Raw genomic sequence first — 25,528 nt, 5'->3', positions numbered from 1 at the left:
GTCAGCTCAACTGACGGGCTTTTTTTCAGGATTCAAAGCTTGGAGACGTCTTCGGCCTGTAGACCTTTCTGGCCCTGAATCACAGAAAACTCCACCTTTTGGCCTTCAATCAGCGAGCGATGCCCCTCGCCACGGATGGCGCGGTAATGAACAAACACATCCGGGCCACTCTCACGTTGAATGAATCCATAACCTTTGGCGTCATTGAACCACTTGACGGTTCCGGTCTCACGTTCAGCCATTACCACTCTCCAAGCTTCGCAATTATTATCTGTGCCCTTGCAGGACAGCTCCCCAGCCGATCCGAGTCATCCTCATGGCCTTCCAGGCCAAACAACTGATGCTCGTTTCCGCCGTACCGGCGTATAAAGCAAAAGTTTCCAGGCAATTGCAACAGGTTTTATCACTAAAATGCTTTATGCTCTTTTTTGGTGCTAATTACGTATTAATCGTAGCTGAAAGCACAAAATTCGTGCTTTATAACAACAAATTGCGTAATCGAAATGTCAAAAAAAGAGCGCCAATCAAGCAGTGCCTGAGCCTCTTTAGTTTTGCTGACGAGTGTTTCAGTCTGATGATCGTGGGCTTTGCGCCATCGGGCCATTACGGCACACTGCTCGCTTGAATTTCAGGTACATGTCATGAATCGCTCCCCTTTTCGCCGCATGCTGTTTGCTGCCTTCAAACGCCTGCTGTACACCTGGGTTCGCTCGCAGACCATCAATCAGTCAGCAGTAACCCTCAAGCTCGACCGCAGCAAGCCGGTGATCTATGTTCTGCAGGAGCATTCGCTAAGCGATCTGGCCGTCCTGGATGCCGAATGCATCAAAAATGGCCTGCCCCGTCCGGTAACACCCGTAACGATTGGGGATGTGGTCGAACCGAATGCCTATATCTATACAACGCCCTCACCTGACTGGCTGGGTCGTCCTACCAGGCGTAACGTTCCACCCTGCCTTACCCGACTGCTTGAAGCTGTTGGCCAAAGCACAGTTGAAGATGCCCAGATCGTACCTGTCAGCGTGTTCTGGGGGCAGTCGCCTGACCGTGAAACAAGCCTTTGGAAGTTGCTTTGGACAGATAACTGGGTCATTGCAGGCCGACTACGCAAACTGGCACGTATCCTTTTCCTGGGCCGCATGACGCGAGTGTTGTTTTCTGATCCTATCCATCTGAGTCGCCTCGTTGCCCAGAACAAAGGACAGGAGCGTACGCAGCGCATGGTGCTGCGTATTCTGAGGGTGCACTTTCGCAACCTGAAAACGGCAGTTATCGGCCCTGATATCTCCCACCGGCGCAATCTGGTCAAAAGCCTGATCCAGGCCCCCCAGGTTCGTGAGGCAATCGAACATGAAGCCAGGCATGGGAACACATCTCATGCACAAGCCGAGCAGCAGGCTTTGGAGTATGCCCAGGAAATAGCCTCGGACTTCTCGTATCCGGTAGTACGCTGCCTTGAAGTCATCTTGACCTGGTTCTGGAACAAGCTCTATGAAGGGCTGCGGGTAAATCATATCGAGCGCGTCCAGAATGTGGCGCAGGGCAACGAGATCGTTTATGTGCCCTGCCACCGCAGCCACATGGACTATCTGCTTCTGTCCTACCTGTTATTTCACAATGGACTGACGCCTCCACACATCGCAGCAGGTATCAACCTAAACATGCCCGTCGTGGGAAATATTTTGCGCCGTGGCGGTGCCTTCTTCATGCGCCGTAGCTTCAAGAGCAATGCGCTCTATACCGCTGTCTTCAATGAATACATGCACACCCTGTTTTCCCGGGGCTTCTCGACCGAATACTTTGTAGAAGGCGGTCGCTCGCGAACGGGACGGATGCTGCAGCCACGCACCGGCATGCTGGCCATTACCCTGCGCAGCTTTTTGCGGGACTCCCGTCGTCCGCTGGTGTTCGTGCCAGTGTACATTGGCTACGAGCGGGTCTTTGAAGGCCGCACTTACCTGGGCGAGTTGCGGGGAGCGACCAAGAAGAAGGAATCTATCTTTGATGTGTTCAAGGCCGTAGGGGCCTTGCGCAAGCGCTTCGGTCAGGTGTGGGTCAATTTTGGCGAGCCCCTGAGCCTGCCGCAGTTTCTGGACCAGCGCCAGGAAGGCTGGCGTAATCTCTCCTTTGATCATGATGCCCGCCCTGAGTGGTTCAGCACGCTGACTCATTGCCTGGGTGAGGTGGTGGCTCGCAGGATCAACGATGCGGCAGCCATCAACCCCGTTAATCTGGTGGCCTTGATCATGCTATCCACCCATCGACAGGCGATGGATGAGCGTGCTTTGGTTGGCGTACTCGACCTTTACCTGGGGCTTTTGCGAAAGGTCCCCTACTCGCCTTCTGCAACCCTACCCGAGGGTGACGGACAAGCGCAGGTGGACTACGTGAAGAGTCTTAATCTGCTGGCCGAGCAACAGGATGCGCTGGGCCGTATCCTCTACCTCGATGAGCAGAATGCCATCCTGATGACCTACTACCGCAACAACATCCTGCATATTTTTGCATTACCGGCGTTACTGGCCAGCCTCTTCCAGAACACGCCTCGCATGAGCCGAGAGCAGATTCATCGGTTTACCCTGGCGCTATACCCTTATTTACAAGCCGAACTGTTCATCCGCTGGGACCGCGACGAGCTACCCGCCATGATTGATCAGTGGCTGGCAGCGCTGGTGGAGTATGACCTGCTTCAACAAGAGGACGAGACCTTCAAACGCCCGCCTCCCAGCTCACGGCAGTTTGTACGTCTGGCACTGCTGGCCCGCAGCATTCAGCAAACGCTACAGCGTTATTACATGGCCATTGCCCTACTGCTCAACCAGGGCCAGGGTAAACTAACCGCCAGCGAGCTGGAGGAATTGTGTACCGTCATGGCACGGCGACTTTCCATCCTGCATGGACTGAACGCACCGGAATTCTTTGACAAAAGCCTGTTCCGGCATTTTATCGAAACGTTATTGAAAGAAGGCGTGCTGCACAAGAACGCCGAAGGCAAGCTTGGCCACCATGAACTGCTGGGCGAGCTGGCCGAAGAAGCTGGCAAGCGAATGCTGCCAGCCGAAATACGCTTGTCGATTCGACACGTGGCATTGGAACGGCCCGATGAACCCAGCATTCCGCCCTCAGTTCCGATGCCCGATTGACCCATTCAGAAGAGACCTTATGTCATGCGCAAGATTGTTCTGTTAAGTCTGACCAGCCTGTTGCTTACGGCCTGTAGCGGCGGGCTGCGCCCAGTTTTCGAACCTGGCCCTACCCCTACGACTCCTAGCACGAGCAAACCTCCGGTCATCATGCCGCAACCCGGTACGCCTTCACCGGCCAAACGTAGCCTGGAAGGTGATGCCTATTTCGAACAGTCCGAACCCTTGCCGCCTACCGCCAAACTGACTGTCAGTCTGCACAATGCGGCCACGGGCGATACGCCCTCAGGGCGCCTCGCACAACGTACCGTTTTCGTGAAACAGGAAACACCTATCCCTTTCCGCCTGGACTACGATCCGTCGAAGGTCAAGTCTGGTCAGCGCTATGCCATCAGCGCTCGCGTATTGCTGGGTGGCCGCCCGCTGTTCCTGACACCAAAGGCAATACCGGTGCAACTCAATAGCACCAACGACCAGCCGGTTGAAATCAAGCTGACCCCCGTCCGTTGATACAAGGGATATAGATGAAACGTTTCGCGCTTACGCTTGCGGCCTTAACCTTATCGGTCAACGCCTTTGCCTTGAGTCTGTCTGACTTTTCCCAACAAGATTCCGCCAGCGCCATGAAGGACGCACTGACTCAGGGCGCGCAAATCGCGGTTCAACAACTGGGTAAACCGGGAGGATTCACCAACAACCCGGAAGTCCGTATTGAGCTGCCTGGAAAACTGGGCAAAGCATCCGCCCTGCTCAAGCAGTTCGGTATGGGTGCGCAGGTAGAACAGCTGGAAACCAGCATGAACCAGGCTGCCGAAGCCGCTGTGCCGAAGGCGCAGGCACTGCTGATCGATGCGGTCAAACGTATGACGGTTCAGGACGCCAAGGGCATTCTGACCGGCGAGGACAATGCGGCCACGCAGTATCTGGATCGCTCCAGCCGAGACCAGCTTCGCGCTCAATTGATGCCCATCATCAAGCAGGCAACGGACAAGGTAGGCTTGGCTCAGCAGTACAACGCCCTGGCTGGCAAAGCTGCTGCCTTCGGCGCGGTGGATGCCAAGAGTGCAAACGTTGAAAGCTACGTCACGGACCAGGCGCTTAATGGGTTATTCACCGTAATCGCTGACCAGGAACGCGCACTCCGGGAAAACCCGGCCGCCGCCGCTACCAACATTGCCAAAAAAGTGTTCAGTACGCTTTGAGGATATAACGGGCCGAGTAATCGAATAAACCGGCCCGATGCCTTACAAAGACGGCAACGCCCAGTCAATGGGCGTAAGGCCTGACTGCTCCAGAAACTTGTTCGTCCGGCTGAAATGGCCGTTGCCGATAAAGCCTCGATGGGCAGAGAGCGGTGACGGATGGGGTGAGCGCAGGATCAAATGCTTTTGTGTGTCGATCAGCTTTTCCTTGCTCTGTGCGTGAGCACCCCACAGCAGAAAGACCAGATGGTTACGTCGCTCGCTGACCACCTGAATCACACGATCAGTGAAACGCTGCCAGCCGGCATTGGCATGGGAGCCGGCCTTGGCCTGTTCTACCGTTAGCGAGGTATTGAGCAACAGTACGCCCTGCTCAGCCCAATGCTGTAGATAGCCATGATTGGGAATGGGCAGATTCAGGTCCCGCTTCAATTCCTTGTAAATATTCTGCAAGGATGGCGGTGCAGGGACACCGGGCTGTACGGAGAAGCACAAGCCATGGGCCTGCCCTGGGCCGTGATAGGGATCCTGCCCCAAGATGACGACCTTTACCTGATCCAGCGGCGTACTGTTCAACGCATTGAAGATCAAGGGGCCTGGCGGATAGATCACCTTGCCGGCCGCTTTTTCGCTGCGCAGGAACTCACCCAATTGCTTCATATAAGGAGCATCGAATTCATCACGCAGTGCGGCTTTCCACTGCGGTTCCAGTTTGATGCGGTCGTCGTCCACGTTATGTCCTCATGTCAATCGAGCGCACCGTAGGAAAGGTGGTCTGCTCTGTCAACCATTCATCCCATTTCCTGCCAGTAGGCTCCCGCCCCACAAATGTGCGAAGCATAGAGCAATGCCCCAAGGTTGCGCACGATACCTCTTTCCAAATGCCCCAATGTATAACGCAACCCATGTGCTATCAGGGTTTGGAGAAGTTGGCATGGTGCTAGCTATACGACCTATGTGCAGGAGCAGCCGGCATGCCGGAACCGCAGCACCACAACTTGGCGAAATAGATGACTAGGGTTCCGGCTTACGAAAGTAAGTGACTGGTCCGAGAGTCATCGACCTCCGACGAGGTTACACGGCGGGACAAAAGCCCGGGAGAAGACGCGCATTGCGCTGTTCTGCTCCTGCTTGCCCACCACTCATTCGGAGGTTCCATGCGTAAACGCTTGCTTGCCACCCTCGCTCTCAGCCTGACTGCATGGGTCAGCCTACCCTCTTTGGCAGCACCTCGCGACGACTTCAAGGTCTGCTGGACTATTTATGCCGGCTGGATGCCATGGGGTGAAGCCAAGACTCAGGGAATCATCGACAAATGGGCCAAGAAGTACGGCATTACGATCGATGTGGTACAGCTCAATGACTATGTCGAATCCATCAATCAATACACCGCCGGCCAGTTCGATGGCTGCGCCATGACTAATATGGACGCCTTGACCATTCCAGCGGCCGGCGGAGTGGATACGACCGCTCTGATCGTCAGTGACTTTTCCAACGGCAACGATGGCATCGTCATGAAGGGCAAGAGTAAAACCGTTGCGGACCTCAAGGACCAGACCGTCAATCTCGTACAGTTTTCCGTTTCCCATTACCTGCTCGCCCGGGCGCTGGAAACAGTCGGCCTAAGCGAGAAGGACCTGTCTACGATCAATACCTCGGATGCTGACATGGTAGCCGCGTTCAACACGCAGGACGTACAGAACGTAGCGACCTGGAATCCATTGCTCGCTGAAATCAAAACTTCGCCAGACACCACAGAAGTATTCAACTCCAGCCAGATTCCCGGCGAGATCATGGACATGATGGTGGTGAATACCGAAACGTTGAAGGAAAACCCCAATCTCGGCAAGGCCCTGACCGGCGCCTGGTATGAAATGACTGCCCTGATGACAGCCGGAACGCCTGAAGGCCAGGCGGCACTCACGGCCATGGCGAATGCATCGGGTACCGACCTTGCGGGCTTCAAGGCGCAGCTGGCCAATACAAGGCTCTTCTACGCCCCTGAGGACTCCCTGAGCTTCGTACTCAGCCCGGAGCTACCAAAGACGATGGAAAAGATCGCCCGGTTCTCCTTTGATCACGGCCTGCTGGGCGAAGGTGCGCCGGATGCGAATGCCATTGGCATGGCATTCGCCGGCGGTGCAACGGTGGGCGACACCAGCAATATGAAGCTGCGCTTCGACCCGACGTACGTGCAAATGGCTGCCGACGGCACGCTTTGACTAAGGCCTGGGCTGTCTCTTGGGCCGGCCCATATCCGCTACACAGGTAATCCACCATGCGCCTGATCAATCGCCAGCCTGATCGCGGAAGTCGTCTGCTTCTCGTCCTGCTGCCTTTCGCCCTGCTGCTGTTTGCTTACTTCAGCGGCTCGGCTACCCGCCTGGCGGAAAACCCCAACGATAAGCTCCTGCCCAGCGCGACTCAAATGGCCGCAGCGATAGATCGTCTGGCGTTCAAGGAAGACAAGCGCACCGGTGACTATGTGTTCTGGCAGGACACAACGTCTAGCCTCTCCCGCTTGGCTACCGGACTGGTCATCAGTGCTTCGATCGCACTGGTGGTCGGTATCGCCACAGGTGCCATTCCGCTGTTTGGCGCGCCGCTTTCTCCGCTGGTAACCGTACTCTCCATGGTGCCGCCGCTGGCGATCCTCCCTATCCTCTTTATCGTGTTCGGCTTGGGTGAGCTGTCGAAGGTCATGCTGATCGTCATCGGTATTACACCGGTGCTTGTTCGCGACATGGAGCAGCGGGTCCGCGAGATTCCACAGGAACTCTTGATCAAGGCACAAACCCTTGGCGCCAACAGCTGGACACTGATTCTGCGTGTGGTACTGCCTCAAGTCCTGCCTCGTCTTCTGATCGCGCTGCGCCTGGCGCTCGGCTCGGCCTGGTTGTTCCTGATCGCCGCCGAGGCTATTGCCAGTACTGATGGGCTCGGCTACCGCATCTTTCTGGTCCGCCGCTACATGGCGATGGATGTGATCGTGCCGTATGTCGTCTGGATCACGGCGCTGGCCTGGGCCATGGACGTTGGCCTGCGACAGCTGACGCGCTGGGCTTTCCCCTGGTACGACACAGGAGCCCGTTCATGATCCAGGTTAAGAATGTCTGGAAGCAGTACGGTGATCAGGTCGTATTGGAACACCTGAACCTGAGCATTCAAGAGGGTGAGTTCTGTGCCCTGGTAGGGGCTTCCGGCTGCGGTAAATCAACCTTTCTACGGATGCTCTTAGGCCAGGAAAGCCCCACCCGCGGGCACATCCTGTTGGATGGGCAACCGCTTTGTGCCGAGCCCGATCCCTGCCGTGGAGTAGTCTTTCAGCGCTACTCCGTATTTCCGCATCTTTCCGTGCTGGATAACGTGGTAATCGGCATGGAGCTCCCCCATTCACGTCTTCTGGGTCGCCTGTTCGGCGCCGACAAGCGACGCCTTCGCGAGACGGCAGCGGCCATGCTGAACAGGGTCGGTCTGGGCCATGCGCTCGACAAACACCCCAGCCAGCTTTCCGGTGGCATGCAGCAGCGTCTGGCCATCGCCCAGGCGCTGATTGTGAAGCCACGTATTTTGCTGCTGGATGAGCCTTTTGGTGCGCTCGACCCTGGCATCCGCAAGGACATGCATGTGTTGCTGACCGAGCTGTGGAAGGAGCACAAGCTGACCGTCTTCATGGTCACCCATGATCTTTCCGAAGGCTTCACTCTCGCCAGCCGCGTGTTGGTATTCGACAAGATGCGTATCGATCCCCATGCGCCCAACGCCTATGGCGCACGCATTACTTACAACATCCCGGTAAACCGCAGAAAAACCTCCGGCGCCTTGACGTCGGTGGAAACCCTGCTGGGCCAACCCGCCGTCAACTGAGGATCCTGTTATGAACGAAACACGCCCTGTTGCTTCCCTGTTGCTCGAAGAACACGTTCCCGGAGGCGGTCACACCTCGCTCATCGTCAAACGCGGCCAGTTGCTGCGGATCACCGACGAACTGGGCGGCGCCAATGTCAGCCTGATGCTGTTCAACGCGCAGGAGAAGAGCGAACGCCTGAACCTGCCGGATACACTCAAATGCCAGCACACTGCCAAGCTCACCAAAGGGCATTGCCTATATTCAGACATGGGCCGCGTGCTGGCCGCCATTGTCGAAGATACCTGCGGCTGGCACGACAGCTTTGGTGGCGTGGCAAATGCCGAAGAAGTCACTGAAAAGTACGGCCCCGGCCGATATCAGGAGCTGCGCAACGGCTTTCACCGCAACGGTACTGACAACCTGCTGGTAGAGATGGGCAAGTGGGGGCTGGGGCAGGAAGATTTACTCATGACACTGAACCTGTTCAGCCGGGTGGACGTGGATGCCGAAGGCGTCTTCTACTTCATCGAAAGCAACTCTTCAGCCGGCGACTACATCGAGCTGTATGCACCCATGAATACCTTGGTTGTACTCACCGCCTTGCAGCACCCGCTGGACCCAACACCCAAATACGCACCGAAATCCGTCACGCTGACATTGAAAAGCGCCGACCCAGGCGTGGCCGACGTCTGCCGTACATCCCGTGAAGAGAATATTCGCGGCTTTATCAACACCGAACGCTTCTTTCTGTGAGGACGACTGCCATGACCATGACTGCTAGCGAAAAACGTCCTGAAAATGCCCTCTACCGTGAGGTCATCCCGGCGGGTGCGCCTTACCTGAAAGAGATCAAGGCCGGCCAGACAATTCGCATTCATGACCTCGAAGGCAATCAGGCTGTTGATACCTTGTTCTACAGCGCAACGAACCCGCGCGAGCGCTATGACGCCCAGCGTACGCTGCGTCGACAGGGCAAGGTCTACCTCACCACCGGGACCGTGTTGTATTCCAACCTGGGCAATCCACTCCTGACCATCGTTGCCGACACCTGTGGCCGACACGACACGCTTGGCGGCGCCTGCGCCCAAGAGAGCAACACCGTGCGCTATGCGCTGGAGAAGCGCTACATGCATAGCTGCCGCGATAACTTTCTCTGCGCCTGCCACCATGACGGCAGGTTGGGCAAGCGCGACATCGCTGCCAACATCAACTTTTTCATGAATGTTCCGGTGACGCCTGAAGGCGGGCTGACCTTCGAGGATGGCATCTCCGGCGCGGGAAAGTACGTAGAACTGCGCGCCGAGACGGATGTAATTGTGATGATTTCGAACTGCCCGCAGCTCAACAACCCATGCAACGGCTGGAACCCGACTCCGGCAGAGGTGCTGATATGGAGCTGAAACAGCGACTACGCACCTGGTTGCATACTCTTTGCCAGAGCCGCTCCGGGCAGTGTTTGAATACACGACGCTCTGAGTGCAAAAGGGACTGAGCGACGCCGAAAACGACAGGTATCGCCCCGCTATACCCCCTCCAGCTATGCATGACAACGACTTGGCTCCCGGGACGACCCTGGAGCGTGAAATTACGGCGGGACGGCCCGCCTCCCTTTCGAGGGTGCGACATGTTCACCAAACTCCTGATCGCTAACCGCGGCGCCATTGCCTGCCGCATTCTGCGCACCCTGTGCGACCTCCAGGTAAAGGGCGTAGCTGTTTACAGCGAGGCCGACCGTGCCAGCCTGCATGTGAGCCACGCTGACGAGGCCGTAAGCCTGGGGGAAGGCGCAGCCGCGGCTACTTATCTGGATGTGCCCAAGCTCCTGGCTATCGCTACATCAGCCGGCGTACAGGCTATCCATCCAGGCTATGGTTTTCTTTCCGAAAATGCCGCATTCGCCGAAGCCTGCGAGGCCGCCGGCATCGCCTTCGTTGGCCCCACTCCTGAGCAGCTGCGTGTCTTTGGCCTCAAGCATACGGCCCGCGCGCTGGCCAAGGCTCAAGGCGTACCGATGCTCGAAGGCACAGAGCTTCTGGAGGATCTGGAGGCTGCGTTAAAGGCTGGCGAGACCGTGGGTTATCCGGTCATGTTGAAAAGCACCGCTGGCGGTGGCGGTATCGGCATGCGGGTGTGCCGCTCGGCCAGTGAACTCGCTGAAGCATTCGACGCCGTCAAACGTCTGGGTCAGAACAATTTCAGCGACGCGGGCGTATTCATTGAAAAATACATCCAGCGCGCCCGCCATCTGGAAGTCCAGATTTTTGGCGACGGCCAGGGCGACGTGATTGCCCTAGGTGTCCGCGACTGCTCCGTACAGCGCCGCAACCAGAAAGTGCTGGAAGAGACCCCAGCGCCTAACCTGCCTGACGGCATGGCGGAAGCCCTGTGCGCAGCAGCAATCACGCTGGGCAAGGCGGTCAATTACCGGAGCGCCGGCACCGTCGAATTCGTGTATGACAGCGAAGCCCAGCACTTCTACTTTTTGGAAGTAAACACACGCCTGCAGGTCGAGCACGGAGTAACCGAACAGGTTTGGGGTGTGGACCTGGTGCGCTGGATGATCGAGCTGGCCGCAGGCGATCTGCCCCCACTGGCCGAACTTGCCAGACATTTAAAGCCACATGGCCATGCCATCCAGGCGCGGCTGTATGCCGAAGATCCAGGCCGCGACTTCCAGCCCAGCCCTGGCCTGCTGACCGCTGTCGAGTTTCCGCCCTCGGAGGGTCGCGCCCTGCGTATCGATACCTGGGTGGAAGCGGGTTGTGAAATCCCGCCCTACTTCGATCCGATGATCGCCAAGGTCATTACCTGGGCCGACTCCCGAGACGCCGCGCGCAGTGCACTGGACCTTGCTTTGCAACGCACCCGCCTCTATGGGGTAGAAAGTAACCGCGATTACCTGCGTCAGATCCTCACCGATACCCCCTTCGCCTCAGGCAACCCCTGGACCCGCTGCCTGGAGAACCTGACTTATCAAGCTACTACCTTTGAGGTCATCAGCGCGGGCACTCAGACGACCGTACAAGATTACCCAGGCCGCCAGGGGTATTGGGCGGTGGGTATTCCGCCGTCAGGCCCCATGGATGATCGAGCCTTGCGCCTGGGCAATCGCCTGCTGGGCAACCCTGAGGGCACTGCGGGGCTCGAGATCACCATGACCGGGCCGGCCTTGCGCTTCAACACGTCTGCGGTGGTAGCCGTGACAGGGGCAGCACTGCCTGTACAGCTTGATGGCGTGTCGCAACCCATGAATACCACGCTGTTCATCCCCGCCGGGGCAACCTTGACGCTGGGAACGGTCAGCGGTGCCGGCGCGCGAAGTTATCTCTGCCTGAGAGGCGGCCTGGATCTACCAGATTACCTCGGCAGCAAGAGCACCTTTACTCTTGGTCAGTTCGGCGGGCATGGCGGTCGTGCCTTGCGGGCAGGCGATGTGCTGCACCTGTACCCGTCGCAGGACCACCATGCAGGTGCCAACCTTTCGCCCGAATTATGCACCTCGCTGACGGATACCCGCACCCTGCGCGTGATCTACGGTCCGCACGGCGCGCCGGAATATTTCAGCGAGGCCTACATCCAGCGCTTCCTCGATACCGAGTGGGAGGTACATTTCAACTCCAGTCGTACCGGCGTACGGCTGATCGGGCCAAAACCGGAGTGGGCACGGGAAGACGGCGGCGAGGCCGGTCTGCATCCCTCCAATATTCACGATAATCCATACGCCATCGGTGCCGTTGACTTTACGGGCGACATGCCTGTCATCCTCGGGCCAGACGGCCCAAGCCTGGGCGGTTTCGTTTGCCCGGTCACAATCATCGAGGCAGACCTGTGGCAGATGGGTCAGCTCAAGGCCGGTGACAGGGTACGCTTTGTGCCGGTCGGCATCGAGACGGCACGTCTACTGGCCAAGGCGCGTCATGTCGAGACTGAAACGCTGATACCAAACGTTGATTATGACGTGTTGCCGTTGACCGGTACTGACTCTAAGCTGATCAGCCCCATCGTGCTGGATATCGGCCACAACGACGAATGTCTGGTCGCACGGCTCTCTGGCGATACCCATCTGCTTCTGGAAATCGGACCGGCCGAACTGGATCTGGTCTTGCGTTTCCGGGGGCATGCGCTGATGCAGTCCCTAGAAGCCCTCGACCTACCGGGTATCATCGACCTCACCCCCGGCATCCGTTCGCTACAGATTCACTATCGCCCCGAGCAGTTGTCACTCAATGACCTGCTGATCCTGGTCGAGCGAACCTGGCGGGAATTACGCAACGCCAACGATCTGCGCGTACCCTCTCGTATCGTCCATATTCCGCTTTCCTGGGACGACCCGGCGTGCAAACTGGCGATCGAAAAATACGCAACGACTGTCCGCAAGGACGCCCCCTGGTGCCCGAGCAATCTGGAATTCATCCGCCGCATTAATGACCTCGACTCCATTGAAGCGGTGAAGCGAATCGTCTTTGACGCCAGCTACCTTGTGATGGGTCTGGGAGACGTCTACCTCGGCGCCCCGGTAGCCACACCGCTGGACCCTCGCCATCGTCTGGTAACAACCAAGTACAACCCGGCCCGTACCTGGACGGCGGAAAATTCTGTCGGCATCGGCGGCGCTTACCTGTGCGTGTATGGCATGGAAGGCCCGGGGGGCTACCAGTTCGTGGGCCGCACGCTGCAAATGTGGAACCGTTACAAGCAGGTCGATGCCTTCTGCGGCCAGCCTTATCTGCTGCGCTTCTTCGACCAGATTCGCTTTCATGAGGTGTCAGCAGAAGAACTGCTCACGATACGCGCCGACTTTCCGCTGGGTCGTTATCCCTTGCAGATCGAAGAGACCGAGCTGTCCCTGGCGGACTATCAGGCATTTCTTGCCAAAGAGGCGGACTCTATTCAAACCTTCCGCACCCACCAGCAGGCAGCCTTCAATGCCGAGCGCCAGCGCTGGCTCGAGTCCGGTCAGGCGCACTTCGAAAGCGAAGACGTCACGCCAGAGCCCGATGAGGATTCCCCCTTGACTGCCGGGCAGACCGCTGTGGAAAGCCAGATTGCCGGCAATCTCTGGCAGGTACAGGTGGAACCGGGCACAGAGGTCAAAGCCGGCGATGTGCTGGTGATTCTGGAATCCATGAAAATGGAGATTCCGCTCTTCTCGCCTTGCGATGGACTCGTAAAGGACGTTCGCGTGCAGCCCGGCTCTCCTGTACGCGCCGGGCAAAGAATGATGGTAATCGAGCACGCCTGATCCAACTTAACCAGAGGCCGGGTCGAGCAAGGCGATACCCGGCTCAGAACGCTATTGCTGGGTATTGCCAATGGCTTTATCCAGACTACCAGGGACTATTTTATGACTGACCTGCGCCTCGATATCCTCCGCGCCGCCTACCGTGAAGGCCGCACCACGCCACGCACGCTTATTACCGAACTTCGCAACAAGGCCGAGCAGTTGAATCCCGACTTTCACCTGTTCATCCATCTGCTCTCCCTGGCGGAGCTGGAACCCTATCTGGCGGTACTGGAAAGCAGGTCCCCCGCGGACCTTCCGCTGTATGGCGTCCCCTTTGCCATCAAAGACAACATCGATCTGGCGGACATTCCTACCACAGCCGCCTGCCCAGCCTTTGCCTATACACCGGAGCGCTCGGCCACCGTTGTCGAGCAGCTGATCGCCTTGGGTGCGATTCCCTTGGGCAAAGCCAATCTGGATCAATTTGCCACCGGCCTCAACGGTACACGTTCGCCCTATGGTGCCTGCCGCAACAGTATTCATCCAGACTACCCTTCCGGCGGTTCCAGCGCGGGGTCATCCCTGGCCGTAGCGCTAGGCGTGGCTACCTTTGCACTGGGTACCGATACGGCCGGCTCGGGTCGAGTACCTGCTGCGCTGAACAACCTGGTCGGTCTCAAGGCCACCAAAGGGCTGATCTCGACGGCGGGTGTCGTTCCGGCATGCCGTACACTGGATTGCGTCACCTATTTCACCGCCACGGCTAAAGAGGCCAGCGAACTGCTCGCCCTGACCGCTGTATACGATCCACGCGACGCGTACAGTCGCGCCAATCCGCTCTGGAACGATGCCTCGGCCTTCGGTACTCCGCGCCCGTTCCGCTTTGGTGTACCCAGGCAGCTCGAATTTCTCGGCTGTCCGGAAAGTCCCGCGCTGTTCGAGCACACGGTAAGACAGCTGGAAGCGCTCGGGGGCGAGGCAGTCGAACTGGATTTCGCCCCGTTCCTCGAAGCGGCCAAGCTGCTCTACGAAGGTCCTTGGGTAGCCGAGCGCTACAGCGTGGCGGGTGAGCTGATCGAAGTACAACCGGACGCGGTACTGCCCGTCATCAAGGCAGTACTGGCCAAGGCGCCCGGCACGACGGCCGTAGACGCCTTCCGGGCGCAGTACCGCCTGCAAGCACTCAAGGCTGTCTGTGACCAGGCGCTGGCCGAGCTGGATTGCGTACTGACGCCTGCCTACCCCCGCCCCGTCACTCTGGATGAATTGCAGGCCGAGCCTGTCGCCCGTAACTCCGATCTGGGTTACTACACCAACTTCATGAACATGCTGGATTATGCCGCCGTGGCGGTGCCGGCCGGCTTTATGCAAAACGGCCTGCCGTGGGGCGTGACGCTGTTCGGACGCGCCTTCACCGACCAGTACCTCTTGAGCTTGGCCGATGCCTTCCAGCGTGTGCAGCAATTACCTCTGGTAAACAGTGCACATATGCCTGCCTCTGCACCTACTACGGTAGCGCGCCATGATCATGCTCGTGTGGTCGTCTGCGGTGCGCATCTGGAAGGGTTGCCGCTCAACTGGCAACTGATGAAGCGGGGCGGCAAACTGGTTTCACGTACAGAAAGCAGCCCCGACTACAAACTGTACGCCTTGGCTGGCAGCCCCCCCTTCCGCCCAGGCATGGTTCGTGTAGCCGAAGGTGGTCGAGCCATTGCCGTGGAAATCTGGGAACTGCCCAGCCGCGAGCTAGGCTCGTTTCTGATGGGTATTCCTGCTCCGCTCGGCCTAGGCAAGGTTCAGCTGGCTGATAGCAGTTGGGAAACCGGGTTTATCTGTGAGCCCTATGGGTTGGAAGGCGCCAAGGACATCACCCACTTCGGTGGCTGGCGGGCTTATATGGCCAGCCAGCGATAGGAGGGGCTTGCTAATCGCTTGCCGGGGCTTACCACCGTCTCGGTGGTGGCCCCCAGTACGGTCTCGGTCCATGACGCCAATAGCCTGGGCCGGGACCGGGGCCCCAACCAGGGCGAAACCGCGGCGGAGGCGGTGGTGGGCCATAATAGAAATTCGAGCGCCAACGTGTCACAGGTCGGTCATAAATAATGACAGAAGGCGGCGGCCCAACAGGAACAGCCGGCGTTACATAAACAGGGGTATATGAACGGTAGTAGGTCGTGGTGGTATGACGGTAAGGGTTATCGTCGTAAACCACACAGCCGCTTAACGGTAGAGCAAACGCTAACGCCAAGAATAGACGCCGCAAAACAGTATCCTCCACGCCCTAAAAAACGGTGCGTAGTAACATATTACTGCTCTGTGAAACCTTGTTCTGTGCAATCACCCAGGCATTCAGCTGGCATTAAGCAACGTAACCAGATGTTTCAGATCAGGATTCCTGCTCAAGGTAGTCGCGCAGCCGTGTTTGCAGATAAGGTACTGCGTCCGGCAAGGACAGGAACTCCGCTATTGGCATCATCTGCCAATACTGACCCTCATCACCAAAGCGTATGGATTCGATCTCTTCAGCGGTTAGTTCGCCGACGAAGAAATAGGCGTCAAGAGGCTTACGGGTATAACTCGTGTAGCGCCTTTCCCAAATGATCCGATCTTTGGTCAGCTGCAGGGAAAACTCCTCATCCAACTCTCGCAATGCGCACTCGATTGGGCTCTCATCCCCTTCTCGACCACCGCCAGCAAAATCCCAGCAGCCCGGGAAGGGAATCGAGTTCTTCTCGTCTCGCTTGTAGGTCAGGAGTTGATCACCACACAACAAGGCAAGTTTAGCCCCGGAAAAGTCGTTCACTACTGCTCTCCTGCTGGCAGACTCTTTTTCAGACCCACCCTGCCAGTTTATCCGTGTTGTGTTCGAATTGCGGTGACCGCATAGGTAATTATATGGATAAAGGGGGCGACATGACGGGTATCGCTGCTCCCCCTCCTACGTCCAAGCCGGTCTCTTCTAGAGTGGGTGGAGCAACGCGGTACCCATCATAAAGCTAAAGGGCGTTTATCAATAACCGTGGCGCTTCAGTATCGTGTCGATGCCGTCCTTTGCAGGGCGGTTGTAAAACTTCAACAGCTCGGCAGTGCGGTTGGTAAAGAAGCCATCTACGCCCGCATCGCTGATTTTCTTGAAGTCCACGGCCTCGTCCACCGTGTATGGATGCACGATCAGCCCTTTTTCATGAGCCATCTGATTCATCCAGGGCTTCACCAGATCCGCATAACTCTGATCACCGCCATGTGTCAGTGCCGAGGAAGGCCCTATTCCCAGTGCGCCATGCGCTTTCGCCCAATTCAGCCAGCGTTCGTACTCAGCCTTGGATTTGACCTCCTGCTTGGCATAATAGGCTGCCTTGTCCTTTTCGCCGGACTCGGCAAAGGTCACGTTCGACTTGGGTTCGATACTGCCATCGCCCAGCCATAGCAGAAGCACTTTGGGCACCTGCGGCATTTCCTGCTGCAACAGTTCCATACTGCTCTTTTCGAACGTCTGCAGGACTACGCGACCTGGCATGGACGCCACGTGCACGTGCTGTGTATCGGCCGGTTTTTCGGCAGGCTTGTTCAACCAGCCGCGCGTCTGAAGCTTGTCCTTTAGATCTTTTTCGATGCCGGGGAATAGCTTGGGCTGCTTTGTCTCGATATATAGGCCCGGCTTGTTCTGTCCACCTTCGGCAATATCAATCACCTCGTCCAGGGTCAGAATTTTCTGGCCAGCAAAGCTGGGCCGTGCACGGTCCGGGTGAGCCGTATTGAACCAGGTTCCGGCATCCAGGCTTTTAAGCTCCTCCAGCGTAAAGCTACTGACAGGTTGATCCGCCCGGTCCGGAAAGCGCTGCGCAACGTTAGTGGTGCGCTTGAGGTTGTCGTCATGCAGGGCGATCAGGACGCCATCACGGGTACGCTGCAGGTCCAGTTCCAGATAGTCGGCGCCCAAGTCACGGGCCAGCATATACGCGGGCGCGGTGGACTCTGGTGCATCATAGGACGCCCCCCGGTGTGCAATCACGGCCGGGTACGGAATGCCCGCCTTCTCGCTCAGCGACTTGCCTACCGGCTCGCTCGCGGCACCAGCCGACTGCCCCATCATCCCCATGGCCGCCATTAGCGCTCCTGCCAATAATCCCTTGCATAAACCTCTATCCATCGGTGTCTCCCGTTGTTGTAACTTTTTGGATTTTGAATACACAACGCCCATGCTGCGGCATGAACACGACGTTAACGTGACGATACCGCTTATCCCCACATTTGCGGGCCATCAGTCAAAGGACGTAAGCAAGCGTAGCCCATACGGCTGGTCTTCATAGCCGTACTGTCCCACACGGGGTACGATTACGGTCTACCCCATTTACATTGAATTTCCGTACGCCCTTACAGGCGCACGAGGCGACAGACATGAACACAGCCTATCCACCCCACCTCTGCCCACGCTGCGGGCAACCCAATGGCTGTGCTCAGCTCGGTTGCAGCCAACCGGTGACTGACTGCTGGTGCTTCCACACTCGTATCGCTCCCGAAGCACTCGAGACCTTGCCGGAAGACGCTCGCAACGTGGCTTGCCTGTGCGCCCGCTGCGCCAGTGCTACCTTAGAACATGAAACGGATACTAACGGCTGATGCGCCTGGATCGTTTCATCAGTAACCGACCTACTCTCAACCGCCTGGACGCACGCATGCATTTAGCGCATGGACACGTACGGATCAATGGCGTGCCTGTGCGTGATGGCCGCTACGAGGTGCGCTTCTTCGATCGGGTCGAGTTGCTGGACGAGCTGCTTCAACCTGGCAAGGCTGCTCGTTACTTCATGCTGCACAAACCCGTTGGGTATGTGAGCGCAACGCAGCATCCGGATCACCCCACGGTAATCGATCTGCTGAACGAACAGGACAAGGATGATCTCCACCTGAGCGGCCGTCTGGACCTGAACACATCAGGCCTCATGCTCATCACCAACGATGGTCTCTGGTCTCGTCGTCTGACCCTGCCCGGCAGCAAGCTGCCCAAGGTGTATTACGTCGAGACGGCCAACCCGATCCTGCCGGAATACGTCTCCACATTCGCCGCCGGGCTGTACTTCAAGTTTGAAGACCTTACTACCTTGCCCGCCCATCTGGATATCCTGAGCGAGCGCAGCGCGCGGCTTACTCTCATCGAAGGCCGCTATCATCAGGTCAAGCGCATGTTCGGGCACTTTAGAAATCAGGTCTTGCACCTGCACCGGGAGCGGATCGGTCCCATTGTGCTTGACCCCGCCCTGGCACCCAGTGAATATCGCCCTCTTACCGCTACAGAAATCGCATGCGGCGTCCCTGCCTAGACCACTGAGGAACATTCGGCGCGCACTCCGGTCGGCATAAGAATCATTCATCAGCCAGGAGAGCCGTATGCGCATTCACGTTCCCCGCCTCGGTTTTGGCGGCGCCCCGCTGGGCAACATGTTTCATGAGCTCACCGAAGAACAAGCCTCCGCCACGCTTGAGGCGGCCTGGGAGGCCGGTATCCGTCTGTACGATACGTCTCCCCATTATGGTGCCGGCCTGTCGGAAATTCGCTTTGCCGAGGTGCTCAGTCAAAAGCCCAGGGATGAATACACCCTCTGCACCAAGGTTGGCCGTCTGCTGCAAAAGGCCGACGAGCCCGAGAATGCAGCCCCGTTCGTCAACGAGCGCCCCTACCGCCGCATTCTGGACTACAGCGCAGACGGTGCCCGTCGTTCCATTGAAGACAGCCTCGAACGCCTCAAGACCGACCGGATTGATATCGTCTGGATCCACGATGTATCCGAAGACCAGTTCGGCCCCACATGGCGAGAGTATTTTGACCGGGCCATGAAAGGCGCAGCGGTTGCACTGACCCGGATGCGCGAAGAAGGTCTCATCAAAGGCTGGGGGCTAGGTGTGAACATGGTCGAGCCCTGCCGTCTTGCCTTGGAGCAGGCTGACCCGGATGCCTTTCTGCTGGCGGGTCGATACTCACTGCTGGACCATCGCGAGGCGCTGGACACCTTGTTCCCGCAATGCCTGGAGCGCGGCGTAGGTATTGTTGTAGGAGGTCCGTACAACTCGGGTATTTTGGCGGGCGGCGAGAACTACAACTATGCCGAGGCTGATTCCTCCATTAAGGAAAAAGCCAAGCACCTCAAATGGGTCTGCGAACAGTTCGACGTCGACGTGCGCGCTGCAGCCCTGCAATTCTGCGTAGCACACCCTACTGTAGCCGCCACGATCCCAGGCACCAGCAAGCCTGAGCGGGTCAGGGAAAACGTTGAACTGATGCAGGTACCAATCCCGCAGGAACTCTGGATAACACTACGGGAGCAGGGCGTCCTGCCCCCTGATGCGCCGGTGCCAGGCGAGACGGCTAGATACTAGGCGTGAAGTGGGATCAGGGCACCTTGGCGTCGCCCTTATCCCATAGCCTTACCAGCTCGTTGGGTGCACGGTCTTCCGGAACGGTAATTGTGATCTCGTCGGGCTTGTCCTTGAAGCGCAACTCGATCTTGTAATACCGCTGATCGCCACGCCCTACGCTTTCCGCCGAGGCTGGCAGCGAACGCTCGAGCACGGAACAGATTCGTCCGCGCTCATCCTCATTGCAACTGGAAAAATCGATCTCCCGTGGGCGCGCCAGCGCATGGATCGCTGCAAAGCCGCCCTGTCGAGAAAGCCTTAACAAGGCATCCGGCCCCAACTTTGGTAGCTCTTTCATAATGACCTCCTCAGGTCAGCTCTACCCCAACGTCTTCCCAGGCCTTGTTAATTGCCTGGGTCTCGCGCGCTTCTGCGCCGAAGCGGCGACCGGCATTCGAAACGGTGAGTCGAGCGAAGGCCGCAAAATCAGCATCGTTGGTCAAGCGGCTGTCGCATAAGGTGTCATACCAGACGCGGCCCGCTGTCTCCCACGCGTATCCGCCGATCCCGGTTGCCGCCAGATAGAATGCCCGGTTCGGAATGCCCGAGTTGAGGTGCACACCGCCATTGTCATCCCGCGTTTCAATGAAGTCACGCATATGGCCAGGCTGCGGGTCCTTGCCCAGCATCGGATCATCATACGCCGTACCCGGCTCAGCCATCGAGCGCAGACCACGACCATTGATCTTCTCAGTCAACAGCCCTTCCCCGATCAGCCAGTTGGCCTCCTCGGCTCGCTGCTTCAGGCTGTATTGCTTAACCAAGACCCCAAAGACATCGGACACGGACTCATTAAGTGCGCCAGACTGGTTGTAATACACCAGCCCCGCCTCACTTTCCGTCACCCCGTGGGTAAGCTCATGGGCAACGACATCCAGCGAAATGGTAAAGCGGTTGAAGATCTCGCCGTCCCCATCGCCGAATACCATCTGCTCGCCATTCCAGAAGGCGTTCTGATAGTCCTGCCCGTAATGTACCGTGCCCGAGAGCGGCAGGCCCCGGTTATCAATGGAGTTGCGGCCCAGCACCTGATAGAAGAAATCGAAGGTGGCGCCGAGATGGTCATAAGCCTCATCTACAGCAATGTCACTTACGGCAGGCTGGCCCTCTTTGCGAACCAGCACACCCGGCAACTGGTTGCCATTTTTTGCATCATAGATACTGCGCTGTGCACGCTCATCATCGGTACGCTCCAGCTCACTCACCGGTGCCTGACGCACCCCAGGCGGGCCTGGATTATGCAAAAGCGTACGTACATGACTTAGCGTACCTAGCGCGCAGGAGCGCTGGCGTTCATCGCCATGATCAACGATACGGCTGAGGATGTACGGGGGGATAAAACCTTGAACAGAACCCAAGCGAGGCATACGAACGCCCTCCCTAAGCAGCCAGCGTTGGAGCAGCACAACACTACCCCTCTCACGCCACTCTACGTGGCACAGGGTTAGACCGCAAAACCCGCCCTAGACTCCCTCGCACAAAAACCTTATCAAGAGGCTTCACCCAAGGCTCGGCTTCTGGTACAAAGGACGCCTCCCGAAGCGGGCGTCGTATAATGGCATTACCTGAGCTTCCCAAGCTCATGACGAGGGTTCGATTCCCTTCGCCCGCTCCAATTCGCTTCCTCATGATTCAAGCGGGGCTGACATCCTGGCTTGCCTTCCCAGTAGCAGCACTCGCCAATCCCCCTTCGCCCGAATCATTGCTATCACTACGTAAGGCAGCGTAAACAAGGCGCCCGCCATGAGTGCCAGCAAGCCCCATAGCAGACCAACCTGCCAGGAGCGGGCTCGATAGAGAAGCCAGAGGGCAATCAGGAAAACGTTCAGGCTCAGGTCTGAGTGGAACTGCGCTCGCCACGGATGAGCAAAGTCGCCTACAAAGGTGTACAGGCCCGCCACTAAGCCCATCTCGACAGTGCCGCGAAGCGTAATGGCGACCAGCACCAGCCATCCCACCCCAAGCAGCAGCGTTAGCGCCGTTACCTTCCGCATGTCATCCCTCAAAAAATACATACCTGCTGTAAGGATTGTAGGCAGAAGACATGAGTTTGCCCGTGCGCTGCCACTGAGCAACGCACAGGAAACCGGTATGAATACGCTTAGATATCGCTTTGTGCCAGTGCGGATTTGGTGTTCGAGTTGATTGCCTGGTATTTCTTGACCGTGCCGTCTTCATCGATCAGGACGCGTAGGCCCTTGGATTGTTCAGAGGCAGCGAGAAAGCCTGAATTAAAATAGGACCAGTACAGCATCTCATAGCCTGACTTGCGGATTTTGGATTGCGGCTCGCCAAACATGGCGATGAGCTGCGAGCGGGTCGTCTGGCCCTCGACGATCTGCCCTACCTGTTGTTCGTCAATGTTGCGCCCGCTCATGACGCAGCCGGTTGTCAGTAACGTGATCAGACTTACTACTACTAAACCACGCATGGTCTCCATCCCCCGTTATACAGATGACTTTCTTGTTATGTTTTGTCCATCCTATCTATCCCATATGACAGTTCGGTTGGCTAGATAGCTTCATCAAATTTATTTGTGCAGAACGGACGGGCCAGTAGAGGGGATCAGAGGTATCCAGTCAGGCGCCTGAGTCATCTACTCAGGCACCTGCTGCTGTCAGGTAGCGCTCTACTCTTGAACGTTGCTCTTGTTCATGCGGCGCAGAATGCCTTCGGGCACGCCTTCTTTAACATCAGGCTGGGAAGCGTAGTCTTCTGAAACGGGCTCCAGATCATGGTCGTGCAGCCAGATAAGGGCATATTGGCTGACCTGAGTAGCCTCATAGGCTTCCCAAGCCTTTTGGGCCTTTGGGAAGTTCTTGAGTTCGTAGTCAAAGGTGCGTAGCGGCTTGCGGTCGGTCAAGGCGCGGGAGAGCACCGGGTGTGCATGGGGGTCATGAAGATCGAACAAAAAGGCTTCGCGCATGGCTACGCGCTCGGCGATACCCAGTGGTTCGATGGGCACATAGCGATCTTTCTGGGTTTCGATGGCGTGCAGTTCTTCGGCTTCAAAGTCATCCTCGGTCAGATTCAGGAGCTTGCCGGTTTCCAGATCGAGTACGTGGTCGTGTCGGGCCTCACTGGTGAGGACTGATTTGAGCGCTTCGAGGTTTATCGTGATCGGTCGCATGGCTGCACTGACTTACTGTGGCTTATCGATACAGGTATGACCCAGGGATGGCCCGAGGGTGCCCAACATAGGACAAGCAGATACCGCGGAAGCGAAAAGCCGCAGCGGTAGCTGCGGCTTTTCACGGTTACGGCGCGAGGTATTTCTCGGTAAGGCGCACCTGTGCCTTGAGTGGGCGCTCCAGGGCGTTGGCGCCTGCGCTGACGCGGTAGTTACCGCTCCGAATATGCCAGGCATTAACCTTCTCATCAAAGCGCGCCACAAGACGAGGATCAACCGTTACGGTGACACGTTTAGTCTTGCCAGGCTTGAGCTCGACCCGATCCCAACCCACCAGACGGCTGGTAAAGCCATTTTGACTGGACGCATTGCCGATATAGAACTGCGGCGTATCGATGCCCTTGAGCTGGCCGCGGTTGGTAACATCCATGCCGAGTACGAGCTTGGAGCCACGCAGCTCGGCACTCAGGTTGCTATAGCTGAAAGTCGTATAAGACAAGCCATAGCCGAACGGGAAGAGCGGCTTCTTGCCTTCACGCTCGTACCACTTGTAGCCCACATCGGCGCCTTCGATATTGTAGTTCTCAGAGAACAGCCCCTTGCGTTCTTCCCCTGGATTAGACGTTGTGGTCGCCGGGTCACGCATAGTGGGGCGCGGCAGTTGGGTCTCATCCTGCGGGAAGGTAATCGGCAGGCGGCCGGAAGGATTCACACGGCCGAACAACACGCTGGCAATAGCCTCGCCGCCCTTGGAACCTGAGTACCAGGCCTCGACCACCGCAGGCACCTTGCCCAGCCACGGCATTTTGACCGGACCTCCCGTTTCCAGTACGACAGTAGTCTTGGGATTGGCCTTGGCAACCGCTTCGATGAGCGCGTCCTGATTGTCAGGTAGGCTCAAATCCTTCACATCCACGGACTCGGCGGTCCATTGCTGCGCAAAGACGATGACGGCATCGGCACCCTGGGCCAGTTTGGCCGCCTGTTGAGGGTCCTCCCCGCTATCGAATATTACTTGCGCGCTGAGTGCCTCCGCCTGAATAGCCTTGAGTGGCGAGGATGAGTGATAAACCATATTGGCGATAAAGGCATTGTCAGGGTATGGCGAGGGCACTTTTACGCTGCCCAGCGGAGTCACTTGGCTGGAACCGCCACCAGACAAAACTCCGACATCTGCATGGCTACCAATCACTACGATACGCTTGGCCTTGCTGGACAGCGGCAACTGGTTGTTAGCGTTTTTCAGCAGCACGATCCCCTGCTCGGCTACTGCCTTGGCGACCTGGGCGTGGGCGTCGTAATCGATGCTGGCTGCTTTGGCTGGATGTTCGATGGCGCCTACGGCAAACAGACTACGCAGGATGCGCTTGACCATGTCGTCCAAGCGCTCTTGGGGGACACGTCCCTCTTGCACAGCCTGCTTCAACGGCTCACCAAAGAAGACTTCAGGATCGAGGTTTTCCCCGGATTGCTGATCCAAACCGGCTAGAACAGCCTTTTCGGTCGAGTGTGTCGCGCCCCAATCGGACATCACCCAACCCTTATACCTCCAATCGCCTTTGAGTACCTGATTGATCAAAAAGGCATTTTGCGAAGCGTACTCGCCATTGATGCGGTTGTACCCTGTCATCACTGAACCGGGACGGCCTTTTTCGATAGCGAGCTCAAAGGCCAGCAGGTCGGACTCACGAGCAGCACCTTTGTTGATATCAGAGCTGACCATCACGCGCCCGGTTTCCTGAGCATTCAAGGCATAATGCTTGATCGTCGAAACCACATGCTTGCTCTGGATACCGGCAATGGAATTGCCAGCCATCTGTCCGGCCAACAGCGGATCTTCACCCAGGTATTCGAAATTACGACCATTACGTGGCTCGCGGGTCAGGTTCACCCCACCGGCCAGCATCACATTGATACCCTTGGCATGGGCCTCGGTGCCTACCATCTCACCGCCCTTGCGGGCCAGCTTGGGATCGAAGGTAGCGGCCAACATCATGCTGGACGGCAGCGCGGTCGCGTTGTCGCCGGGGCGGATGTCGTAAGGATTGGTCACACCGAGGCTGGCATCACTTTCCTGCAGGGCGGGAATACCTAGACGTGGCACACCCGGAGCATAGGCCGCAGAACCGATGGCACCTTCCGGCTTGGGGCTATCGCCAATCGGATAGCCGAACGGGGTATGCACGAGCGCAATTTTTTCGTCCAGCGTCATTGCACTTACAACCGCCTCTGCACGGCGGTCCGGTGAGTCGTGTCGGCTTGACGCCTCGGCAGCCCAGGAATGACCTGCCGTCAGCAGCGCCGCACTGAGTACTGAGAGAGAAAAACCGCTGAGTCCAACTTTTGTTGTCATTATGCGTGTCCTTAGGATCTGACCTGTTCAAGTAGTAGCCTTGAAGCCGTTCGGGAGATGACGTACGGACTGGATCGTCATCTTTATGCGAGAAACCGGTCGGGTTGAACAGGCAGTTTCAAACGGCCATATCGCGAAACGATTTAGGCTGGTTGCCTGAAGCCAATCTCCAGCATGCTTAAAGAGTGGAACGGAAACTGATTAGTTTCCAG

24 protein-coding genes, 1 tRNA gene and 1 riboswitch are annotated in these 25,528 nt (G+C 57.5%); of the genes, 15 read left to right on the top strand and 10 right to left on the bottom strand.

Annotated features, from left to right (window positions below):
- Positions 1-32: 32 nt before the first annotated feature.
- Positions 33-242, bottom strand: coding sequence for a cold-shock protein (locus tag AC4LF3_RS06175; RefSeq protein ID WP_010797575.1), 210 nt, complete (start codon positions 240-242; stop codon positions 33-35).
- A gap of 74 nt (positions 243-316) precedes the next feature.
- Between AC4LF3_RS06175 and AC4LF3_RS06170 the strand changes: the two genes are divergently transcribed.
- Genes AC4LF3_RS06170 through AC4LF3_RS06155 form a run of 4 tightly spaced genes read left to right on the top strand, consistent with a single transcriptional unit; the run spans position 317 to position 4,345 of the window.
- Positions 317-625, top strand: a complete 309-nt coding sequence (locus AC4LF3_RS06170) for a hypothetical protein (protein WP_074827643.1) — start codon at positions 317-319, stop codon at positions 623-625.
- A gap of 16 nt (positions 626-641) precedes the next feature.
- Positions 642-3,143: a glycerol-3-phosphate 1-O-acyltransferase PlsB gene (gene plsB / locus AC4LF3_RS06165; protein WP_491834953.1), complete on the top strand. Its 2,502-nt coding sequence runs from the start codon at positions 642-644 to the stop codon at positions 3,141-3,143.
- A 24-nt stretch (positions 3,144-3,167) separates the two neighbouring features.
- Positions 3,168-3,653, top strand: coding sequence for a YbaY family lipoprotein (locus AC4LF3_RS06160; RefSeq protein ID WP_010797572.1), 486 nt, complete (start codon positions 3,168-3,170; stop codon positions 3,651-3,653).
- A 14-nt stretch (positions 3,654-3,667) separates the two neighbouring features.
- Complete coding sequence (locus AC4LF3_RS06155) at positions 3,668-4,345, top strand: DUF4197 domain-containing protein (RefSeq protein ID WP_491834952.1); 678 nt, start codon at positions 3,668-3,670, stop codon at positions 4,343-4,345.
- Between the two features lie 42 nt (positions 4,346-4,387).
- Here AC4LF3_RS06155 and ung read toward each other — a convergent pair whose 3' ends face one another.
- Positions 4,388-5,077, bottom strand: coding sequence for a uracil-DNA glycosylase (gene ung / locus AC4LF3_RS06150; RefSeq protein ID WP_312270130.1), 690 nt, complete (start codon positions 5,075-5,077; stop codon positions 4,388-4,390).
- A 271-nt stretch (positions 5,078-5,348) separates the two neighbouring features.
- Positions 5,349-5,448, top strand: a riboswitch (guanidine-I (ykkC/yxkD leader).
- 54 nt (positions 5,449-5,502) lie between these two features.
- On the opposite strand from ung, the gene AC4LF3_RS06145 reads away from it, so the two are divergent.
- The 7 genes from AC4LF3_RS06145 (at position 5,503) to atzF (ending at position 15,333) form a co-directional block, all read left to right on the top strand.
- Positions 5,503-6,567 (top strand): putative urea ABC transporter substrate-binding protein, encoded by a 1,065-nt coding sequence (locus AC4LF3_RS06145; protein ID WP_491834951.1) that lies wholly within the window; start codon positions 5,503-5,505, stop codon positions 6,565-6,567.
- Between the two features lie 56 nt (positions 6,568-6,623).
- Positions 6,624-7,442, top strand: a complete 819-nt coding sequence (locus AC4LF3_RS06140) for an ABC transporter permease (RefSeq protein WP_491834950.1) — start codon at positions 6,624-6,626, stop codon at positions 7,440-7,442.
- Positions 7,439-8,212: an ABC transporter ATP-binding protein gene (locus AC4LF3_RS06135; RefSeq protein WP_491834949.1), complete on the top strand. Its 774-nt coding sequence runs from the start codon at positions 7,439-7,441 to the stop codon at positions 8,210-8,212. Before AC4LF3_RS06140 ends, AC4LF3_RS06135 begins: the two co-directional genes overlap by 4 nt.
- A gap of 10 nt (positions 8,213-8,222) precedes the next feature.
- Positions 8,223-8,948: an urea amidolyase associated protein UAAP1 gene (locus tag AC4LF3_RS06130; RefSeq protein WP_491834948.1), complete on the top strand. Its 726-nt coding sequence runs from the start codon at positions 8,223-8,225 to the stop codon at positions 8,946-8,948.
- A gap of 11 nt (positions 8,949-8,959) precedes the next feature.
- On the top strand, positions 8,960-9,595 hold the full coding sequence (locus AC4LF3_RS06125; RefSeq protein ID WP_312270135.1) for an urea amidolyase associated protein UAAP2: 636 nt from the start codon (positions 8,960-8,962) through the stop codon (positions 9,593-9,595).
- Between the two features lie 224 nt (positions 9,596-9,819).
- Positions 9,820-13,437: an urea carboxylase gene (gene uca, locus AC4LF3_RS06120; RefSeq protein WP_491834947.1), complete on the top strand. Its 3,618-nt coding sequence runs from the start codon at positions 9,820-9,822 to the stop codon at positions 13,435-13,437.
- 102 nt (positions 13,438-13,539) lie between these two features.
- The gene (gene atzF, locus AC4LF3_RS06115; protein ID WP_491834946.1) at positions 13,540-15,333 is read left to right on the top strand and encodes an allophanate hydrolase; all 1,794 of its coding nucleotides are present in this window, start codon (positions 13,540-13,542) and stop codon (positions 15,331-15,333) included.
- 472 nt (positions 15,334-15,805) lie between these two features.
- Here the strand turns inward: atzF and AC4LF3_RS06110 are convergent, their stop codons facing one another.
- Both AC4LF3_RS06110 and AC4LF3_RS06105 read right to left on the bottom strand, forming a co-directional pair.
- Positions 15,806-16,222: an NUDIX hydrolase gene (locus AC4LF3_RS06110; protein WP_312270138.1), complete on the bottom strand. Its 417-nt coding sequence runs from the start codon at positions 16,220-16,222 to the stop codon at positions 15,806-15,808.
- Between the two features lie 207 nt (positions 16,223-16,429).
- Entirely contained in the window at positions 16,430-17,569 is a 1,140-nt protein-coding gene (locus AC4LF3_RS06105; protein WP_491834945.1) for a glycerophosphodiester phosphodiesterase, read from the bottom strand.
- 248 nt (positions 17,570-17,817) lie between these two features.
- Between AC4LF3_RS06105 and AC4LF3_RS06100 the strand changes: the two genes are divergently transcribed.
- From AC4LF3_RS06100 to AC4LF3_RS06090, 3 genes are all read left to right on the top strand, one after another.
- Positions 17,818-18,039 (top strand): cysteine-rich CWC family protein, encoded by a 222-nt coding sequence (locus AC4LF3_RS06100; protein WP_074827669.1) that lies wholly within the window; start codon positions 17,818-17,820, stop codon positions 18,037-18,039.
- On the top strand, positions 18,039-18,740 hold the full coding sequence (locus AC4LF3_RS06095; RefSeq protein WP_491834944.1) for a 16S rRNA pseudouridine(516) synthase: 702 nt from the start codon (positions 18,039-18,041) through the stop codon (positions 18,738-18,740). The genes AC4LF3_RS06100 and AC4LF3_RS06095 overlap by 1 nt, the downstream gene beginning before the upstream one ends.
- A 67-nt stretch (positions 18,741-18,807) precedes the next feature.
- Positions 18,808-19,794: an aldo/keto reductase gene (locus AC4LF3_RS06090; RefSeq protein ID WP_404627767.1), complete on the top strand. Its 987-nt coding sequence runs from the start codon at positions 18,808-18,810 to the stop codon at positions 19,792-19,794.
- 13 nt (positions 19,795-19,807) lie between these two features.
- Here the strand turns inward: AC4LF3_RS06090 and AC4LF3_RS06085 are convergent, their stop codons facing one another.
- Together AC4LF3_RS06085 and AC4LF3_RS06080 are read right to left on the bottom strand one after the other, a co-directional pair.
- Entirely contained in the window at positions 19,808-20,131 is a 324-nt protein-coding gene (locus AC4LF3_RS06085) for a protealysin inhibitor emfourin (RefSeq protein WP_010797555.1), read from the bottom strand.
- A gap of 10 nt (positions 20,132-20,141) precedes the next feature.
- A complete protein-coding gene (locus AC4LF3_RS06080) occupies positions 20,142-21,200 on the bottom strand; it encodes a M4 family metallopeptidase (protein ID WP_019366594.1) in 1,059 nt (352 codons plus the stop codon).
- 174 nt (positions 21,201-21,374) lie between these two features.
- Here AC4LF3_RS06080 and AC4LF3_RS06075 point away from each other — a divergent pair.
- A tRNA-Gly gene (locus AC4LF3_RS06075) sits at positions 21,375-21,448 on the top strand.
- Positions 21,449-21,458: 10 nt separating this feature from the next.
- Here AC4LF3_RS06075 and AC4LF3_RS06070 read toward each other — a convergent pair.
- The 4 genes from AC4LF3_RS06070 to AC4LF3_RS06055 form a co-directional block, all read right to left on the bottom strand.
- The gene (locus AC4LF3_RS06070; protein WP_019366595.1) at positions 21,459-21,827 is read right to left on the bottom strand and encodes a DUF1475 family protein; all 369 of its coding nucleotides are present in this window, start codon (positions 21,825-21,827) and stop codon (positions 21,459-21,461) included.
- Positions 21,828-21,934: 107 nt separating this feature from the next.
- Entirely contained in the window at positions 21,935-22,264 is a 330-nt protein-coding gene (locus tag AC4LF3_RS06065) for a hypothetical protein (RefSeq protein ID WP_010797552.1), read from the bottom strand.
- 198 nt (positions 22,265-22,462) lie between these two features.
- Complete coding sequence (locus tag AC4LF3_RS06060; protein ID WP_074827676.1) at positions 22,463-22,963, bottom strand: UPF0158 family protein; 501 nt, start codon at positions 22,961-22,963, stop codon at positions 22,463-22,465.
- Between the two features lie 127 nt (positions 22,964-23,090).
- The gene (locus tag AC4LF3_RS06055; RefSeq protein ID WP_491834943.1) at positions 23,091-25,316 is read right to left on the bottom strand and encodes a beta-glucosidase family protein; all 2,226 of its coding nucleotides are present in this window, start codon (positions 25,314-25,316) and stop codon (positions 23,091-23,093) included.
- Positions 25,317-25,528: the final 212 nt, after the last annotated feature.

It is taken from the genome of Pseudomonas sp. C2.3V, assembly GCF_058536325.1.
The sequence above is the reverse complement of the archived record's forward strand: the minus strand, read 5'-3'. Positions and strand labels throughout refer to the sequence as shown.

Bases quoted from the DNA above. Each gene is read 5' to 3' on its own strand.
- AC4LF3_RS06065 (WP_010797552.1), bottom strand. From the start codon at position 22,264: ATGCGTGGTTTAGTAGTAGTAAGTCTGATCACGTTACTGACAACCGGC.
- AC4LF3_RS06175 (WP_010797575.1), bottom strand. From the start codon at position 242: ATGGCTGAACGTGAGACCGGAACCGTCAAGTGGTTCAATGACGCCAAA.
- AC4LF3_RS06155 (WP_491834952.1), top strand. From the start codon at position 3,668: ATGAAACGTTTCGCGCTTACGCTTGCGGCCTTAACCTTATCGGTCAAC.
- plsB (WP_491834953.1), top strand. From the start codon at position 642: ATGAATCGCTCCCCTTTTCGCCGCATGCTGTTTGCTGCCTTCAAACGC.
- uca (WP_491834947.1), top strand. From the start codon at position 9,820: ATGTTCACCAAACTCCTGATCGCTAACCGCGGCGCCATTGCCTGCCGC.
- AC4LF3_RS06140 (WP_491834950.1), top strand. From the start codon at position 6,624: ATGCGCCTGATCAATCGCCAGCCTGATCGCGGAAGTCGTCTGCTTCTC.
- AC4LF3_RS06105 (WP_491834945.1), bottom strand. From the start codon at position 17,569: ATGGATAGAGGTTTATGCAAGGGATTATTGGCAGGAGCGCTAATGGCG.
- AC4LF3_RS06170 (WP_074827643.1), top strand. From the start codon at position 317: ATGGCCTTCCAGGCCAAACAACTGATGCTCGTTTCCGCCGTACCGGCG.
- AC4LF3_RS06100 (WP_074827669.1), top strand. From the start codon at position 17,818: ATGAACACAGCCTATCCACCCCACCTCTGCCCACGCTGCGGGCAACCC.
- AC4LF3_RS06090 (WP_404627767.1), top strand. From the start codon at position 18,808: ATGCGCATTCACGTTCCCCGCCTCGGTTTTGGCGGCGCCCCGCTGGGC.
- AC4LF3_RS06125 (WP_312270135.1), top strand. From the start codon at position 8,960: ATGACCATGACTGCTAGCGAAAAACGTCCTGAAAATGCCCTCTACCGT.
- AC4LF3_RS06060 (WP_074827676.1), bottom strand. From the start codon at position 22,963: ATGCGACCGATCACGATAAACCTCGAAGCGCTCAAATCAGTCCTCACC.
- AC4LF3_RS06145 (WP_491834951.1), top strand. From the start codon at position 5,503: ATGCGTAAACGCTTGCTTGCCACCCTCGCTCTCAGCCTGACTGCATGG.
- AC4LF3_RS06130 (WP_491834948.1), top strand. From the start codon at position 8,223: ATGAACGAAACACGCCCTGTTGCTTCCCTGTTGCTCGAAGAACACGTT.
- AC4LF3_RS06160 (WP_010797572.1), top strand. From the start codon at position 3,168: ATGCGCAAGATTGTTCTGTTAAGTCTGACCAGCCTGTTGCTTACGGCC.
- atzF (WP_491834946.1), top strand. From the start codon at position 13,540: ATGACTGACCTGCGCCTCGATATCCTCCGCGCCGCCTACCGTGAAGGC.
- AC4LF3_RS06095 (WP_491834944.1), top strand. From the start codon at position 18,039: ATGCGCCTGGATCGTTTCATCAGTAACCGACCTACTCTCAACCGCCTG.
- AC4LF3_RS06085 (WP_010797555.1), bottom strand. From the start codon at position 20,131: ATGAAAGAGCTACCAAAGTTGGGGCCGGATGCCTTGTTAAGGCTTTCT.
- AC4LF3_RS06080 (WP_019366594.1), bottom strand. From the start codon at position 21,200: ATGCCTCGCTTGGGTTCTGTTCAAGGTTTTATCCCCCCGTACATCCTC.
- AC4LF3_RS06070 (WP_019366595.1), bottom strand. From the start codon at position 21,827: ATGCGGAAGGTAACGGCGCTAACGCTGCTGCTTGGGGTGGGATGGCTG.
- AC4LF3_RS06055 (WP_491834943.1), bottom strand. From the start codon at position 25,316: ATGACAACAAAAGTTGGACTCAGCGGTTTTTCTCTCTCAGTACTCAGT.
- AC4LF3_RS06135 (WP_491834949.1), top strand. From the start codon at position 7,439: ATGATCCAGGTTAAGAATGTCTGGAAGCAGTACGGTGATCAGGTCGTA.